This window comes from Sanguibacter sp. 25GB23B1, assembly GCF_040012415.1.
GTDB lineage: Bacteria > Actinomycetota > Actinomycetes > Actinomycetales > Cellulomonadaceae > Sanguibacter.
In genome coordinates this window covers 72,906-88,173 of sequence record NZ_JBDYKL010000007.1, presented here as the reverse complement: position 1 = coordinate 88,173, position 15,268 = coordinate 72,906, and the positions used below count along the sequence as shown (strand labels likewise).

At 69.9% G+C, this 15,268-nt stretch carries 18 protein-coding genes; 11 read left to right on the top strand and 7 right to left on the bottom strand.

What is annotated here, in order from left to right:
* Nucleotides 1–2: 2 nt before the first annotated feature.
* The 4 genes from ABKW26_RS06385 to ABKW26_RS06370 form a co-directional block, all read right to left on the bottom strand.
* Nucleotides 3–878: a sugar ABC transporter permease gene (locus ABKW26_RS06385; RefSeq protein WP_348591992.1), complete on the bottom strand. Its 876-nt coding sequence runs from the start codon at nt 876–878 to the stop codon at nt 3–5.
* A gap of 120 nt (nt 879–998) precedes the next feature.
* Entirely contained in the window at nt 999–2,357 is a 1,359-nt protein-coding gene (locus ABKW26_RS06380; protein WP_348591923.1) for an extracellular solute-binding protein, read from the bottom strand.
* Nucleotides 2,358–2,460: 103 nt separating this feature from the next.
* Nucleotides 2,461–3,495, bottom strand: a complete 1,035-nt coding sequence (locus ABKW26_RS06375; RefSeq protein WP_348591921.1) for a LacI family DNA-binding transcriptional regulator — start codon at nt 3,493–3,495, stop codon at nt 2,461–2,463.
* A gap of 136 nt (nt 3,496–3,631) precedes the next feature.
* On the bottom strand, nt 3,632–4,849 hold the full coding sequence (locus tag ABKW26_RS06370) for a glycoside hydrolase family 16 protein (RefSeq protein WP_348591919.1): 1,218 nt from the start codon (nt 4,847–4,849) through the stop codon (nt 3,632–3,634).
* A gap of 152 nt (nt 4,850–5,001) precedes the next feature.
* Between ABKW26_RS06370 and ABKW26_RS06365 the strand changes: the two genes are divergently transcribed.
* Nucleotides 5,002–5,466 carry a YchJ family protein gene (locus ABKW26_RS06365; RefSeq protein WP_348591917.1) on the top strand — a complete coding sequence of 155 codons (465 nt, stop codon included), beginning with the start codon at nt 5,002–5,004 and terminating at the stop codon, nt 5,464–5,466.
* A gap of 73 nt (nt 5,467–5,539) precedes the next feature.
* Here ABKW26_RS06365 and ABKW26_RS06360 read toward each other — a convergent pair whose 3' ends face one another.
* Nucleotides 5,540–5,956: a pilus assembly protein CpaE gene (locus tag ABKW26_RS06360; protein ID WP_348591915.1), complete on the bottom strand. Its 417-nt coding sequence runs from the start codon at nt 5,954–5,956 to the stop codon at nt 5,540–5,542.
* 116 nt (nt 5,957–6,072) lie between these two features.
* Between ABKW26_RS06360 and ABKW26_RS06355 the strand changes: the two genes are divergently transcribed.
* A complete protein-coding gene (locus tag ABKW26_RS06355) occupies nt 6,073–6,714 on the top strand; it encodes a CYTH domain-containing protein (protein ID WP_348591913.1) in 642 nt (213 codons plus the stop codon).
* 49 nt (nt 6,715–6,763) lie between these two features.
* Here ABKW26_RS06355 and ABKW26_RS06350 read toward each other — a convergent pair whose 3' ends face one another.
* A complete protein-coding gene (locus ABKW26_RS06350) occupies nt 6,764–7,393 on the bottom strand; it encodes an alpha/beta fold hydrolase (protein WP_348591912.1) in 630 nt (209 codons plus the stop codon).
* A 91-nt stretch (nt 7,394–7,484) separates the two neighbouring features.
* Between ABKW26_RS06350 and ABKW26_RS06345 the strand changes: the two genes are divergently transcribed.
* Nucleotides 7,485–8,066: a hypothetical protein gene (locus ABKW26_RS06345; protein ID WP_348591910.1), complete on the top strand. Its 582-nt coding sequence runs from the start codon at nt 7,485–7,487 to the stop codon at nt 8,064–8,066.
* Nucleotides 8,067–8,084: 18 nt separating this feature from the next.
* Here ABKW26_RS06345 and ABKW26_RS06340 read toward each other — a convergent pair whose 3' ends face one another.
* Nucleotides 8,085–8,474 carry a helix-turn-helix domain-containing protein gene (locus ABKW26_RS06340; protein WP_348591908.1) on the bottom strand — a complete coding sequence of 130 codons (390 nt, stop codon included), beginning with the start codon at nt 8,472–8,474 and terminating at the stop codon, nt 8,085–8,087.
* A 204-nt stretch (nt 8,475–8,678) separates the two neighbouring features.
* On the opposite strand from ABKW26_RS06340, the gene idi reads away from it, so the two are divergent.
* From idi to ABKW26_RS06300, 8 genes are read left to right on the top strand one after another with little or no spacing between them, the layout of a single operon-like run.
* Entirely contained in the window at nt 8,679–9,254 is a 576-nt protein-coding gene (idi, locus tag ABKW26_RS06335; RefSeq protein WP_348591906.1) for an isopentenyl-diphosphate Delta-isomerase, read from the top strand.
* Nucleotides 9,251–10,375 (top strand): polyprenyl synthetase family protein, encoded by a 1,125-nt coding sequence (locus tag ABKW26_RS06330; protein WP_348591904.1) that lies wholly within the window; start codon nt 9,251–9,253, stop codon nt 10,373–10,375. Before idi ends, ABKW26_RS06330 begins: the two co-directional genes overlap by 4 nt.
* A complete protein-coding gene (locus tag ABKW26_RS06325; RefSeq protein ID WP_348591902.1) occupies nt 10,362–11,333 on the top strand; it encodes a squalene/phytoene synthase family protein in 972 nt (323 codons plus the stop codon). The genes ABKW26_RS06330 and ABKW26_RS06325 overlap by 14 nt, the downstream gene beginning before the upstream one ends.
* Nucleotides 11,330–12,919 carry a phytoene desaturase family protein gene (gene crtI / locus ABKW26_RS06320; protein ID WP_348591901.1) on the top strand — a complete coding sequence of 530 codons (1,590 nt, stop codon included), beginning with the start codon at nt 11,330–11,332 and terminating at the stop codon, nt 12,917–12,919. The genes ABKW26_RS06325 and crtI overlap by 4 nt, the downstream gene beginning before the upstream one ends.
* Nucleotides 12,916–13,290 carry a lycopene cyclase domain-containing protein gene (locus ABKW26_RS06315; protein WP_348591899.1) on the top strand — a complete coding sequence of 125 codons (375 nt, stop codon included), beginning with the start codon at nt 12,916–12,918 and terminating at the stop codon, nt 13,288–13,290. The genes crtI and ABKW26_RS06315 overlap by 4 nt, the downstream gene beginning before the upstream one ends.
* Nucleotides 13,287–13,694: a lycopene cyclase domain-containing protein gene (locus ABKW26_RS06310; protein ID WP_348591897.1), complete on the top strand. Its 408-nt coding sequence runs from the start codon at nt 13,287–13,289 to the stop codon at nt 13,692–13,694. The genes ABKW26_RS06315 and ABKW26_RS06310 overlap by 4 nt, the downstream gene beginning before the upstream one ends.
* Complete coding sequence (locus ABKW26_RS06305) at nt 13,691–14,620, top strand: prenyltransferase (protein ID WP_348591895.1); 930 nt, start codon at nt 13,691–13,693, stop codon at nt 14,618–14,620. The genes ABKW26_RS06310 and ABKW26_RS06305 overlap by 4 nt, the downstream gene beginning before the upstream one ends.
* Before the next feature lie 10 nt (nt 14,621–14,630).
* Nucleotides 14,631–15,266, top strand: coding sequence for a TRIC cation channel family protein (locus ABKW26_RS06300; protein WP_348591893.1), 636 nt, complete (start codon nt 14,631–14,633; stop codon nt 15,264–15,266).
* Nucleotides 15,267–15,268: the final 2 nt, after the last annotated feature.

Sequence of the window (15,268 nt, the reverse complement as noted above, 5' to 3'; positions counted from 1 at the left end):
GGTCACACGCTCCTGCGGGACGTCAGGCGGATCTGCACGAGAGAGATGATGACGATGACCGCGAAGAAGATGTACGAGATCGCGGAGGAGTAGCCGAAGCGGTAGCCGGTGAAGCCCGTCTCGAACATGTACTGCACGATGGGCCGGGTCGTGCCGTTCGGACCGCCTTGCGTCATCATGTAGAACTGGTCGAACACCTTGAGGGACGCGATGATCTGCAGGATGACGATGAGTGCTGTCGTCGGGCCCAGCTGGGGGATCGTGATGGAGAAGAGCTGGCGCCACCTGCCCGCACCGTCGATCGCCGCCGCCTCGAACTGCTGCTCCGGGATGTTCTGCAGCGCAGCGAGGTAGAGGAGGAAGTTGAAGCCGACCGTCCACCACAGGGTGGTCGCGGTGACCGCGAGCATGGCCCACCGCTCGTCCTGCAGCCACGCGATCGGTTCGACGCCGAAGGGCTCGAGCATCGCGTTGATCAGCCCGAGCTGCGGGTTGTACAGCCACGTCCAGAAGAGCGCGACCACCGTGGACGCGAGCAGGAACGGCATGAAGAACGACAGCCGCCAGAGCCACTGGCCCGGGATCCCGAGATCGACGAGCAGGGCGAGGACCAGCGCCACGAGCACGAGCGGGATCGTCGACAGGACGGTGAACAGCGCCGTGTTGCCCAGCGACCGCCACATGACCGGGTCCTGGAACGCCTCGGTGTAGTTCGCCAGGCCGACGAGCTCGCCACCGGCACCCGTGAGGGTCTGCCCGGTGAAGCTGAGGTAGAAGCCGTGGACGATCGGCCACACGAGGAAGAGCGTGAAGAAGACGAGGAAGGGCGCGGCGAACGCCCACCCGGTGCGGTTGTCCCGGGAGAGCCGGGCGGCCAGGCCCGGTCGGCCGGCGGCGAGGCTCGCGCCTGCGAGCGAGACCTTGCCGCGTGCTGTTTCGGTGGACACGATCAGACTCCCTTGTCTTGACGTGGACGGTCCTGACGTGGACGCGGACGCTCAGCCGGTCACGGGGTTGGGCTTGGCCAGGAGCGAGTTGAGCCGGCGGACGAATCCGTCGAGACCGGACGCGGCGTCCGTCTGACCGAGCAGGACGCCCTGGACGTTCTCCATGAAGTAGGTCTGGAAGTCGCTCCCCGAGCCGGAGAACCACGCCTCGGGGTCGTAGCGCAGGAGCTCGGCGGCGTTCGCGTAGCTGGCCTGCGGCACGAGCTCGGCGTACGCGGGATCGTCGACGATCGGCAGGTAGGCCGGGATGTGGCCCGCTCCGGCCCAGGCGAAGGAACCCTTGAGAAGCTCGGCGACGAAGCGATATGTCTCGCGCCGCCGTTCCTCGTCCGGCGCGGACTGGTTCGGCAGGACGAAGGCGTGCGAGTCGCCGTAGACGGCGTCGGTGCCGTAGAGCGTCGGGATCGTCTGGGCGCCGAACGCGATGCCGGCCGCCTTCATCGTCGGCAGCTCCCACACGCCGGTGAGGAAGAGGCCGCTCTCCTCGTTGAGGAACTCGGCGATGGCCGTGCCGTAGTCGCCGGTCGACGCGGCGACGGTGCCGTCGAGCATCTCGTGCATGAACTCGAGCGCGGTGACCGCTGCCTCCTCGTCCATCACCACCTCGCTGCCGGACAGGTCCATCTCGGCACCCATCTGGGCGTACAGGGTGTAGAAGAGCCGCCACATCTGTGCACCGTCACCGAGGTATCCGTAGGACAGCCCGTGCTTGCCGGTGACCTGCTGCATGCGCCGGGCGACGTCGAGGAACTGCTCGGGGCTGGTGATCTCCTCGAGCGTGCCGTCGTCCCTGAGAGCGCCGGCCTGGGCGGCGATGTCGGTGTTGTACATGAGGATGAAGGGGTGCGAGTCGAGGGCGATCGAGTAGAGCTTGTCGTCGACGAAGCCTTTCGTCCACACGGCGTCGGGGAACGTCTCCTCGGTGATGTCGAACTCGGCGAGGAGGTCGAGGTCCCACGCGTCCAGCAGGCCGCCCGGCGCGTACCCGGGGATGCGGGACGCGTGCATGATCGCGACGTCGGGTGCTCGGCCGCCGGCGCTCGCCATGGCGAGCTTCGTGTAGTACGGGGTGCCCCAGGTGAGGACGGTCTGGCTGGTGTCGAAGCCTGCGTCCGCGTTGACCTTCTCGACCATGGTCGCCATGGTGATGCCGTCGCCACCGCTGAGTGGGTGCCAGAACTTCAGGGGGGTTCCGGACGCTCCGGCGCTGCTCGAGCAGCTGGCGAGAGCGGGCGCGACGAGCGCGCCGCCGAGGAGGGCGAGGGAGCCGGAGAGGACCTGTCGGCGGGTGATGCCGGCCTGGGTGCGAGGCCAGGGAGGGGTGCTGCGAGGTGCGGGTGATGAGTCCACGTCGTCACTCCTTTGTGATCGTGGTCACATCGTTACATCGTTAGAATGGATGCGCAAGGGAGAGGTGGGGCCGACCTGCGGGACCAGCGGCGGGAGTCGCGGCCTACCGCCGTGCCGGAGCAGGACCGGGCGACGTGCTCTCTCGCGTGACGAGCGTGTGGTCGATCGTCACGCGCCGGGCCGGCGGGGTGGGGTCGCTCATCCTCGACTCGAGCATCGTGAAAGCTCGCTCGGCGAACGCTCGCTTGTCGAACGAGACCGTTGTCAGCGGTGGCACCGCGTGCCTGCCGTCCGCGATGTCGTCGAATCCCGCGACGGAGACCTCGGCGGGGACCGTGCGGCCGGCGGCCCACAGGACACCGAGCGTGCCGATCGCCATCGAGTCCGTGAAGCAGAAGATCGCGTCAGGCAGCGGGTGTCGTGCGAGGAAGTCCCGCACGGCGAGAGCCGCGCCGTCGGGGGACCAGTCGTCGCACACGATCTCGAGAGACCGGTCCTGTCCGATGCCTGCCTCGTCGAGAGCCAGCCGGTAGCCGCGCACGCGGAGGTGGGCAGCGGCATGATCGAGAGCACCCGGCGCTCCGACGACCGCGATCCGGCGGTGACCGCCCGCCACGAGATGGGCCGTCATGTCACGCGCCGCCGCGACGCTGTCGACCCACACCTGGTCGACACGGTCCTGCTCCACCTCACCGATGAGGACCATCGGGGGCAGCGGCCCCGCACCGCTGATCGCGCTCCCGGCGAGGGCGACCGGATTGAGGATCAGTCCGTCGACGAGGTGAGCACGGGCGCGGGACAGCAGGTGCCACTCGCGGCTGCTGCCCGCCCCCGTCCCCGTCCCCGTCTCCTCGATCTGGATCGCCCAGCCACGCTCGTGCGCGACCTCGACGAAATGGTGGGCCGTCTCGGCCGAGTACGGGGTCGAGAGGTCAGGGAGTGCCAGGGCGACCACCCCGGACCGGCCGTTCCGCAGGGCGCGGGCGCTGAGGTTCGGCACGTAGGCCATCTCCTCCAGTGCGGCCTCGACCCGGGCCTTCGTCTCCGGGCGGACGAACACCTGACCGTTGATGACGTTCGAGACGGTCTTGGGGGAGACGCCCGCACGGCGCGCCACGTCCTTGACCGTGGGACGCATGAGTACCGCCTCTCGCACCGTTCCGGACCCGGGGGCGCCAGGCCGAAGGACGACCGGGCACCCGGTGTGTCACTCAGGATGCCGCGTCGATCACCGCGCGGGAAGTCGCGACGCTGCTTTCATCCGCCCGGAGCTCCTAGCTGGTCGTCCCACAGGCGCCGAGGTCGATCCACCGCGCGGAGCGTCCCGGCGAGGCGCGCCACGTGAAGCGCTCGGCGCGCCAGGCGTGGTCCCGAGCGGTCACGGTCGCACCCGCACGGTAGGAGCGGACGGCCTTCCACGGGCGCAGGCCGGTGCAGTCGACAGCCGCCACCGGAGCCGTGGGTGCAGGGGCAGGCTCGGCCGGTACGACCGGTGGAACCGGCTCGGACGGTGCGGTGCACGCGCCCGCGACGACGCTGTCGGTGTGGGTCGTGCTCGACGCGCGGTACGCCGCGACGCGTCGGGTCACCTCGGCCGGCGCGACGACCTCTTCGTCGGAGTAGTAGACGTAGTCGACCTCCTGCTCGTACGTGGAGGTGCCGCCGGTGTGCCCCTCGAGGTCGATGAACCAGATGTTCATGTTGAGGAGCATCTCCGTCTCCGGATACACGTGCCCGCCGTGCTCGGCCACGAGCGTGCCGTCGAGGTAGTAGCGCACCACCCCGGAGTCGACCTGGAGGGTGAGGTCGTGCCAGCCGTCGAGGCTCCCGACGTCCGTCTCGCTGATGTTGTCCGCCACCCACGGGTCAGGCTGGTAGGTCTCGTACGTGGTGTAGAACATCGCGGCGCTCGTCTGGCCCCAGCCGCCGTTGGGCAGGTACTCGAAGTCGGCCTCGCCGTACGCCGGGTCGTTCGGGAAGTCGAGCGGGGTGATCGTGTAGAACGTCTGCACGACGTGGTCACCGTCGGCCCCCGTCGTCGGCGCGTCCGTGAAGCGGATGCGGGTGGCGTACGTCCCCTCGAAGAACTTCCGCTGGTGCTCCATCTGGGCATTGACGGTGCCTGCGGGGGTGCCGTCGGTGCGCGCTCGCAGCCGTGCTGTCTGTGCCGACCCGGTGCCGGGGAAGTCGACGTTCGCGGCGGACCACGTGTTCCCGTCGATGCCGGGGCCGCCACCGCCCGTGCGCACGGTCCATCCGTTGGCCCGGAGGGCGGGGTCGGACGAGGAGCTGTACGCGAAGTCGTCGAAGAGCTCGCCGCACGAGGTCGACCCGCTCGTGGCCGGAGCGAGCCGTGCCTGCGCGGAGGCGGCCGCGGGGGAGCCGATCGCCGCGAGGGCGAGCGTGCTGGTCAGGGCGCTGGTGAGGACGAGGGAGAGTGCCGTCGTGGAGCGCGGGTGCGCTGCATGCCGGGTTGTGGAGGACGAGATCACGGAGTGGCTCCCAAGGAGTCGATCGGGACATCACGGACAAGTCACGAACTATGTCACAGTTTGATCACGGGTCACAGTTCGGTCACGAGCGGGAGCGGTAGCTGTGACCCGACGTGCACCCCCGCCGCTGGCGGGCGTGGGATCCTGGAGGAATGACCAGCACGGCGTCCTCACGGGCGGGCCTCCCCGCCGAGCCCGCCCCGCGTACCGAGCCTGCTCCACGTGCCGAGCCGACGGGACGCCCCTGCCCCTGCGGCCGCGGTGAGCCCTACGGCGACTGCTGCGGGCCGTTCCATCTCGGTGCAGCGAACGCACCCAGTGCCGAGAGGCTCATGCGCTCCCGCTACTCGGCGTTCGTGGTCGGTGACGTCCCCTATCTCCTGGCGACGTGGCACCCCTCCACTCGTCCGAACGAGCTTGCGCTCAAGGGCGACCGTCGATGGCTCGGTCTCGAGATCGTCGACGTCCGGGGTGGAGGGCTGCTCGACGTGGCCGGTGCGGTCGAGTTCGTCGCGCACTCGGTCGAGGGCGGCCGTCGCGTGGCACAGTCCGAGCGCAGCCGGTTCGTCCGTGAGCACGGTCGCTGGTTCTACGTGGACGGCGTCGTCTCCGCCTGAGCGCCCTCCGGAGAGGGCTGTGCTCAGGACGCTCCAGGCCCGCCGCGCGCGGTTGCGGTCGCCCGTGGCGCGCTCAGACGACGGAAGCCGTGATGAGCCGGAGCAACGCCCTCGCGTAGGCCTCGGCCGCCACGGCGTGGGTGAAGACTGTCGGCTCGCCGTGCAGCACGATCTCCACCTGGAAGCGGGGCTCGGGCTCGTCGGTGCGTCGCAGCGCGCGGAAGGAGCCCCCGAGGAGCGTCCGCAGCTGCTCCTCGCTCGGGTACCACAGCGCCTGGTCGAGCTCGACGGAGTCGAGGGCCCACTCGGTGGTCCCGTTGAACCCCAGGACGGTGCCGTTCGGGTACTCGTGGACCTCGATCGTCATGTCGCTCACGGTGAAGACGGCATCGGTGAGCTCCTCGGCGTCGATCGCGAAACGGTCGCCCGGTGTCGGGCGCCATCGCAGCCCGGCGAGGGCGAGGGTGTGGGCGAGGTCGTGGGAGATCATGCTCCAGTCTCGGCTCCGACCTCCTCCTGCGCGCGGCGGAGGTCGAGGTGCTCTCCTCGCAGTCTCCGTTCGATGGTATTTTCAAGGAGGAGACTCCCCGGAAGGAGATCACGGACGTGAGCGACTGCGGCTTCGGTGACTTCGAGTTCGAACGTCGTTTCTTCGTCGCCGACCTCCCGGACGCCGCGCGGACCGAGCCGGACCCGATGCTCATCATCCAGAGCTATTTCCTTGCCGAGCAGGGCTACGCGATGCGCCTGCGCGTGCAGACCAACTCGGTGCTCCTCCCGCTGGACGGGACGGAGGACGAGCTGGAGATCCTGGGCGACTTCGCCTCGGAGTTCGACTTCTGCGCCGTCACCGTCAAGGGCCCCATGAACGGCGGGACGCGGTACGAGGCAGAGCGCGAGATCGACGTCTCCGTGGGCCTGCAGATGGTCCGCATGGGAGGCGCGCGGGTCATCAAGAACCGGTACTCGATGTGGCTCAGCGGGGACGGCTGGGTGATCGACGTGTTCGGCGGGCGCAACCGCCCGCTCATCGTCGCCGAGTGTGAGCGCGGTGGCCCTGTCACTGACCTCACGATCCCCAGCTTCTGCGTCACCGAGGTCACCGAGGACCGGCGCTTCTCCAACGAGTCCCTCTCCCAGCTGCCGTACTCCGGCTGGGCGGACGGGTACGTGCGCGAGCTCGAGGCTTCAGGTCCGCAGTTCCTCCAGGGCCTGGGGCACAACACGATCGAGACCGAGGCGCCGTAGGGCTGGCCGCCCCCCCTGGCCGCGCACTGATGCCCCGCAGGCCCGTCGTTCAGCCCGGCAGGTGTGAGTCGAGGAACGCCCTGACGTCGGTGAGCTCGTCCATCGTGATGCCGTGGCCGAGTCCTGGGTAGACCCGTTCGGTGAGCGTGGTGTGTGCGGCCAGGAACGTGCGCGCGCGATCGAAGGCGGCGCTGTCGATGATCGGGTCGACCGTGCCGCGGCCGAAGAACACCGGGGGAGCGGCCTGTGCCAGTGCGTGGTCCCCAGCACCGGACGCATCGACGACGAATCCGGACAGCACGACGCCGGCGACGAAACGTGACGGCGCGGAGCGCAGGAGGTGCGTGACCATGAGCCCGCCCTGCGAGAAGCCGAGCAGGAACACCGGGGTCGACCCGGGGACGTGCTCGTCGAGCCACGCGAGGACCGCGTCGGCTGCAGCCTGCGTCGCGGCGGGGTCGGGTCGGCCGGGATCGGCGATCGGCACCCAGGCGAAGCCGGCCTGGGCCGGGAGGGGTGCACGCAGCGCGACGAGCGTGAGGGCAGCGGGCAGGTGCGGCGCGAGGCCCAGGAGGTCGGCCTCGTCGGCACCGTACCCGTGCAGGAGGACGAGCAGCGGGTCCCCGGTCGCGAGGTCGCGGGACCATCGGGTGGCGTCCGTGGAGAGCTTGAGGGTCATCCGGGCACCTTAGCGTCGTCGGCGCGTCCATCCGCCCTTCCGGTGCTCAAAGAAGGACAAATGCTGCCGAGAACATCGCTATTCTTCACCCATGGGCGACGGGGATGCGGCGACGGGGCAGGCTACTTCGGAGACGACCGACGGGGGCTCGGACGGCTCCGAGGCGCTCCTGACGTCGGTTGCCGCGCCGATGATCCAGATCCTCGGGCTGTTCCTCACCGTGGGGGCGTTCCTCGCGTGGCGCGGTGGCGGGGACGTCGAGCTGCCGACCGTCGCGCTCGTCCTCGCAGGTGTGGTCGTGCTCGTCGGAGCGGCTTTCGCGTGGCGCGGCGATGCGCTCCTGGGCTTCGTGGTGGGTGGCAGTCCGGTCGTCGTGGCGTCCGCGTTCGTGCTTCTCAGCGTGCTGGTCCTCGCTGCTGTCCTGCTCCTGCCGTCCGTGCGGCTGACGTTGAGCACGGCCCCGGTTGCCATCATCGGCGTCGTCTCTCTCGTCGGGCCGATGGCCGAGGCCGTCCAGCATCGCCGCTCGTCTCGCGGGGGCCGACGGGAGGGGGTGCGCGCCGCGTCGCGCGACCGGCTCTTCAACACGGTCCTGGGATACCTCGTGTGGCAGATCCCGCTGGCAGCGGTCCTGCTCGTCGGTGCCCTCTGGCTCGCCGACGTCACCGGATGACTCCTCGGCGGCGACCCGTCAGGGAGTGAGCGGGGCGACGGAGCCCTCGGTCTCCAGGTGGTCCGCCATCGACATGAGGAAGTCCACGACGGCCTGCCTCGACTCGACCGGGACGGACTCGGCGATCTCGCGCATGCGTGCGTGCATCCGGGCGAGCCGGTCGCGGATCTCGTCGTGTGCGAACGGGGTGCAGGTGAGCACGAGCGCGCGCCGGTCGGTGGGGTGCGGGTGGCGTTCGAGGTGACCGGAGGCCGTGAGCCGGTCGAGCAGCTTGGTCGTCGAGGCGCTCGAGATCCCGAGGTACTGGCTGAGCGCGCGGGGGGTCGCCAGCTCGTCCTGGCTCTCGGCGGCGATGATGAACTGGAGGGCCTGCATGTCGCTGACGTTCATCTCCATGTCGGCGCTCATCCGGCGCCGCATCTCCTGGTCGGTACGACGAAATCGCCGTAGCGCGTGCAGGATCGCCACGAGCGACTCACTGTTGTCATACCAATAGCTCGGCCTGGCCGATTCCTCGTTGGGTTCCACATCAACATGCTACCTTGTCTAGCAACTAGATAGGCTAGGTAAATTGGGCAGGGCCGACCGGCAGTCCAGCATCGGAGGTACACCGTGACGACCCACGCGACAGAGCACCAGGACCACGTCGTCCTGCTCGACCCTCAGGGCGAGCGCATCGGTACCGCCCCGCGCGCCACCGTCCACGGGACCGCGACCCCGCTCCACCTGGCGTTCTCCTGCTACCTCCTGCGACCCGACGGCCGGGTCCTGCTCACCCGTCGGGCACTGACCAAGCGCACGTGGCCGGGCGTCTGGACCAACTCCTTCTGCGGCCACCCGCGCGAGCACGAGACGATGACCGAGGCCGTCCTGCGGCACGCGCGTCACGAGCTCGGCCTCACCGTTCACGACCTCGACCTCGTGCTGCCCGACTTCCGCTACCGGGCGGTCGACGCCTCGGGCGTCGTCGAGAACGAGATCTGCCCGGTCTACTTCGCGACGACCACGGACACCCCCGCGCCGAACCCCGACGAGGTGGTGGACGTGCAGTGGGTCGACATGGAGGACCTCGGTCGCGCCGTCGGTGCGACGCCCTGGGCGTTCAGCGAGTGGATGGTCCTCCAGCTCAACCAGCTCGCACAGATCGAGCTCCCGGTGCCGGACCGTGCCGGCGAGGTGGTCGCGTGAGCGCCCCGACGGCCACGGGGACCGCACGGTCGCGACAACCCGACGCGGCCGTCGCCGTCGCCCCGGTCTACGCCTTCGACGCGATGTCGGTGGACTCCGCCCTCGACGCGTTCTTCGACCAGGGGATCGCCCGCTCCGCCGCCTACGGACCGCACTACGAGGCGCTCTGGCAGAGCCTGCGCGACGCGACCCAAGGTGGGAAGCGGTTCAGACCTGCGCTCGTGCTCGGCATGTACGAGCTGCTCGGCGGCCGGGACGACGAGCTCGTGTGCACCGTCGCTGCGGCGGTCGAGCTCCTCCACTCGGCCTTCGTCATCCACGACGACGTCATCGACCACGACGACACGCGCCGTGGTCGACCGAACGTCTCAGGAACCTTCGCGCGGCGTGCCACGGTAGCGGGCTCCGACGACCACGGTGCGCGCAACGTCGGCCACGCTGCCGGGATCCTCGCCGGCGACCTCGCTCTCACTGGTGCGGCCCGGATGATCTCGCTGTCGACGGCGGAGCCTCACGTCAAGGCCGAGCTGCTCGACCTCCTCGACCACGCGATCTTCGCGACCGCTGCGGGCGAGCTCTCGGACGTCCAGTTCAGTGCCGGACCCGGCCCTGTCGATCTCCCCGAGATCCTCACGATGGAGGCGCACAAGACAGCCGTGTACTCTTTCGAGCTGCCGCTCCAGGCCGGCGCCATCCTCGCGGGCGCCGACCGTCGCACGATCGAGTGGCTCAGCCACTTCGGGCGCGAGGTGGGCATCGCCTTCCAGCTCCTCGACGACCTCCAGGGAGTGTTCGGAGACGCGCGGGTGACAGGAAAGAGCGTTCTGACCGACCTCCGGGAGGGCAAGATCACGCCGATCATCGCGCACGCGCGGAGCACGTCCGCGTGGGAGTCGATCCGACCCGTCCTGGGCGACCCGGACGTCACCGAGGACCAGGCCGCCGGCGTCCGCGAGGCGCTCGAGCGATCCGGGACCCGGACGTCCATCGAGAGGCTCGCCGACGAGTACCTCGAGTCGGCCCTCCGACTCGTGGACCAGCTCGGCCTCCCGCCGGCGTTCCCCGGATGGTTCTCCTCGATCACCCACACCTTTCTCAGGGAGCACCATGAAGCCGTCTGACGAGACCTATGACGCCGTCGCCCAGGCGAGCGCCGCGGCCGTCATCCGCGGGTACTCGACGTCCTTCGGCTGGGCGTGCCGGCTCCTGCACACGTCGGTCCGGGCGGACGTCCGCAACGTCTACGCGCTCGTGCGTCTCGCCGACGAGATCGTCGACGGTCCGCACGGTGCGGCCGACCCCGACGGTGCGGCGCAGCGTCTCGACGCCCTCGAGGCAGCGACGACCGAGGCGCTTGTCTCCGGCTACAGCACGAACCTCGTGGTCCACGCGTTCGCGCTGACCGCTCGCCGGTACGGCATCGACGCCGAGCTCGTCGACCCGTTCTTCCGGTCGATGCGCGCCGACGTCGACGTCCGTGAGCACACGCCGGAATCGCTCGCCGACTACATCCACGGGTCGGCGGAGGTCGTCGGGCTCATGTGCCTGCGCGTGTTCCTCGGCGCTGCCGGGCGTACACCGGACTGGGACGCGTTGGCTCCGGGCGCGAGCCGCCTCGGGGCGGCGTTCCAGAAGATCAACTTCCTCCGAGACCTCGCGGCGGACCACGACGACCTCGGCCGCGTGTACTTCCCCGGCCTGGACGTCGAGCACTTCACCGACGAGCACAAGGACGCGCTGCTCGCCGACATCCGTGCAGACCTCGACGCCGCCGAGCTCGCCATCGTGCGGCTCCCGGCCAACAGCCGAGCCGCGGTCGCTGCTGCGCACGGTCTCTTCGCCGAGCTCACCGGACGCGTCGCGGCCACGCCGGCGCGAGAGCTGCTCCGCACCCGGGTCCGTGTGCCGGGCCCGATCAAGGCTCGCGTCCTCGCGACGGCCCTCGCCCGGTCGTCCGTCCAGGCTGCGACGGGCGGCGCCACGAGCGCCGGGCGCACCGGCACGGCGACGCGTGGAGCCTCGCTCGGCCGCGCGCGAGCACTCGTCCATGCCCGCACCGACGAGACGAGGCGGTCATGACGCGCGCCATCGTCGTCGGGGGAGGGATCGCCGGGCTCGCCACGGCGGCTCTCCTCGCGCGGGACGGCTACGAGGTCGAGCTGCTCGAGAAGAACGACGAGCTCGGCGGACGCACGGGATCGTGGGAGTCGGAGGGCTTCCGCTTCGACACCGGGCCGTCCTGGTACCTCATGCCAGAGGTGTTCGACCACTTCTTCCGGCTGCTCGGCACGACCGCCGAGGCCGAGCTCGACCTCACGCTCCTCGACCCGGGCTACCGGGTGTTCTTCGAGGGCGCCGACGAGCCCGTCGAGATCACGGCCGACGTCGACGAGACCGTCGCGACGTTCGAGCGGATCGAGCGCGGGGCGGGCGCGCGTCTGCGCGAATATCTCGCGTCAGCGCGCGAGACGTACGACATCGCCTTGAAGAGGTTCCTCTACACGAGCTTCCAGTCGAAGACGACGCTTGCGCGCGCTGACGTGGTGCGGCACGCGGGCCGTCTCGTCTCCCTCCTCGTCACGCCGCTCGACCGCTTCGTCGCCGGGTACTTCCGTGACAACCGGCTGCGCCAGATCCTCGGCTACCCGGCCGTGTTCCTCGGATCGTCGCCCGACCGAGCGCCGAGCATGTACCACCTCATGAGCCACCTCGACCTCGCCGACGGTGTGCTCTACCCGCAGGGCGGCTTCGTGACGATCATCGATGCGATCGCGCGCCTCGCTCGCGCGGAGGGAGTGCAGATCCGCACCGGAGCGACCGTGACGTCGATCCGCACGGCAGGTGGCAGCGGGAGGCGTCGTCCCAACCGCACGCGCGTCGCCGGCGTCACCTACCGGGCTGCGGACGGAACGGTCCACGCGCTCGACGCCGACGTCGTCGTGGCTGCAGGCGACCTGCACCACACCGAGACGACGCTCCTGCCGCGTCCGCTGCAGACCTACCCGCAGGAGTGGTGGGACAAGCGCCAGTCCGGACCGGGTGCGGTCCTCGTCTACCTCGGCGTCGAGGGAGGGCTCCCGGAGCTGGCCCACCACTCCCTGTTCTTCACCGACGACTGGGCCAGCAACTTCGACGCCATCTTCGGGCCCGGCTCCAGCGTCCCCGACCCGGCGTCGATCTACGTCTGCAAGCCGTCCGCCACAGATCCGAGCGTCGCCCCGGCAGGCTCCGAGAACATCTTCATCCTCGTGCCCGTCCCACCCGACCCTGGTCTCGGCTCCGGTGGTCTCGACGGCCACGGCGACGCGATCGTCGAGAAGGCGGCTGACTCCGCGATCGACCAGCTCGCTCGCTGGGCGCAGGTCCCCGACCTGCGGGACAGGATCGTCGTGCGCCGCACCGTCGGCCCTGCCGACTTCGTCGACTCCTACAACTCCTGGTCCGGTGGGGCTCTCGGCCCGGCACACACGTGGAAGCAGAGCGCGTTCCTGCGCGGCACCAACGCATCGAAGAAGGTCGACGGCCTCCTCTACGCGGGCGGGACGACGATCCCGGGCATCGGCCTGCCGATGTGCCTCATCAGCGCGGAGATCGCGCTCAAGCGGCTCCGGTCGGACCGTACGACGACGCCGATGGCCGAGCCTCTCGTGGCGAGGCGGCCGTGACCGGCTGGGAGTACCTCGGAGCGCTCCTCGTCTCGTTCGGGTGCATGCTGCTGGTCGACCACCGCTGGCGAGTGTTCCTCTGGGCGAACCCGCGGCGCGCCGCCGTGGTGCTCGCCGCCGGTGTCATGTTCTTCGTCCTGTGGGACGTCGCCGGCATCACGACGGGGATCTTCGAGCGAGGCGACAGCCCCGGCATGACCGGCATCGAGCTGGCGCCGGACTTCCCGCTCGAGGAGCTCTTCTTCGTCACCTTCCTCTGCCACCTCACGATGGTGCTGCACGGGCTGGTCGCACGCTTCGTGCTGCCTGACCGCCGATCCTCCGACCTCGCGCCGGCAGGCGCACGACCGGCCCAGGGAGAACGCCCATGACGTACCTCCTGCTCAACGGCGCCTTCCTCACCGTCGTTCTCGTCCTCACCCTCGTCCTGCTGCGCGGTGCGCAGACGACGCAGACGGGGCTCGGGCGCTGGTGGGCCCGCTCGGCGGTCGTGTTCCTCGCCCTCGCGGTCCTCACCGTCGTGTTCGACAGCATCATGATCTGGGCCGACCTCTTCCGTTTCGACGACGAGCACATGTCCGGGATGCGGATCGGGCTCGCGCCCATCGAGGACCTCGCCTGGCCGCTCGCCTCTGCCGTGCTGCTGCCCGCTCTGTGGACGTGGCTCGGACGCCGCGACGCTGTCGCAGAGTCCGCAGAGTCCGCAGAGTCCGCAGAGTCCGCAGCGTCTTCAGCGACCAGGCCGGCGCCCGTCTCCCCGGAGACGACACCGTGAACGCCGAGACGTCCCAGGCGCACCACCCGTCCGTCGTCGCCTCGGTGATCGGCTCCTCCCGGCCGATCTCCTGGATCAACACCGCGTACCCGTTCGCGGCGGCCTACCTCATGAGCGGCGGCGGGGTCACCGCGACGTTCGTCCTCGGGGCGATCTACTTCCTCGTGCCGTACAACCTGCTCATGTACGGGATCAACGACGTCTTCGACTACGAGTCCGACCTGCGCAACCCGCGCAAGGGCGGCGTCGAGGGCATCGTCCTCGACCGACGGATGCACCGGGTCACCCTGTGGTCCGCCGTGCTCTCGAACCTCCCGTTCCTCGTAGCTCTCGTCTGGCTCGCGGTCGCCTGGCCGACGTGGGGCGGACCCGACGAGATCAGTCTCGCCGCGTGCCTCGTGACGCTCGCGGTGAGCATCTTCGCGGTCATCGCCTACTCGGCTCCCGGTCTGCGGTTCAAGGAGCGCCCGGTCCTCGACTCCCTCACGTCGAGCACGCACTTCGTCAGCCCGGCCGTCGTCGGGCTCGTCTACGCGGGCTCGTCGTTCTCCGCCCCCGTGCTCTTCACGCTCGCGGCGTTCTTCCTCTGGGGTGTCGCGTCGCAGGCGTTCGGAGCGGTCCAGGACATCGAGGCCGACCGCGAGGCCGGCATCGGGTCGATCGGCACCGTCTTCGGGGCGTCGCGCACCGTGCGCTTCGCGATGGCTGCCTATGCGGTGTCGGCGCTGCTCATGGTCGGTGCCGGCTGGCCTGGTGTCCTCGCCGCAGTCGTCCCCGTCCTCTACCTCGTGAACATCGCACCGTTCCGTCGCCTCACGGACGCGGACTGCGAGCGGGCGAACGCCGGATGGCGCCGGTTCCTCTGGCTGAACATCGTCTCAGGGTTCCTCGTGACGCAGTTGCTCATCTGGATCGCGCTCCGGTAGACCTGCTCCCATGCCCACCGCCACCACCGCCCTCGTGGTCCTCGACCTCACGGGGACGGCGGCCTTCGCGATCAACGGCGCGATGACCGCCGTCCGCACGGCGCGGCTCGACGTCTTCGGCGTCATCACCCTCGGCATGATGACCGCCCTCGGGGGCGGGTTCCTCCGCGACATCCTGCTCGACGACCTGCCCCCGGCGACCTTCCTCGACTGGCGGTACCTCGCCGTCGCCGCAGCCGGCGGGGTCATCGCCTTCCTCCTCGGACAACGGCTCGACAAGCTGGCCATGCCCATCAACGTGCTCGACGCGGCAGGCTTGAGCCTCTTCGCCGTCACCGGGACGCTCAAGGGCCTCGAGTGGGGCCTCGGCGTGGCGCAGGCGATCATCCTCGGCGTGGTGACCGCCGTCGGCGGAGGGACGCTGCGCGACGTCCTCGTGCGCCAGGTCCCTGCCGTCCTCCACTCCGGTCTCTACGCCATCCCGGCGCTCGTGGCCGCCTCACTCACCGCACTTGTGGTCGCCAGCGACCTGGCGCTCGTCCCGTGGACCGTCGCAGCCGCCGCAGTGTGCTTCGCGATCCGCATGGTCGGCCTCCGCTACGACCTGCATGCACCGCGCCCACGGGGAGCACGCGACCAGGACTGAGA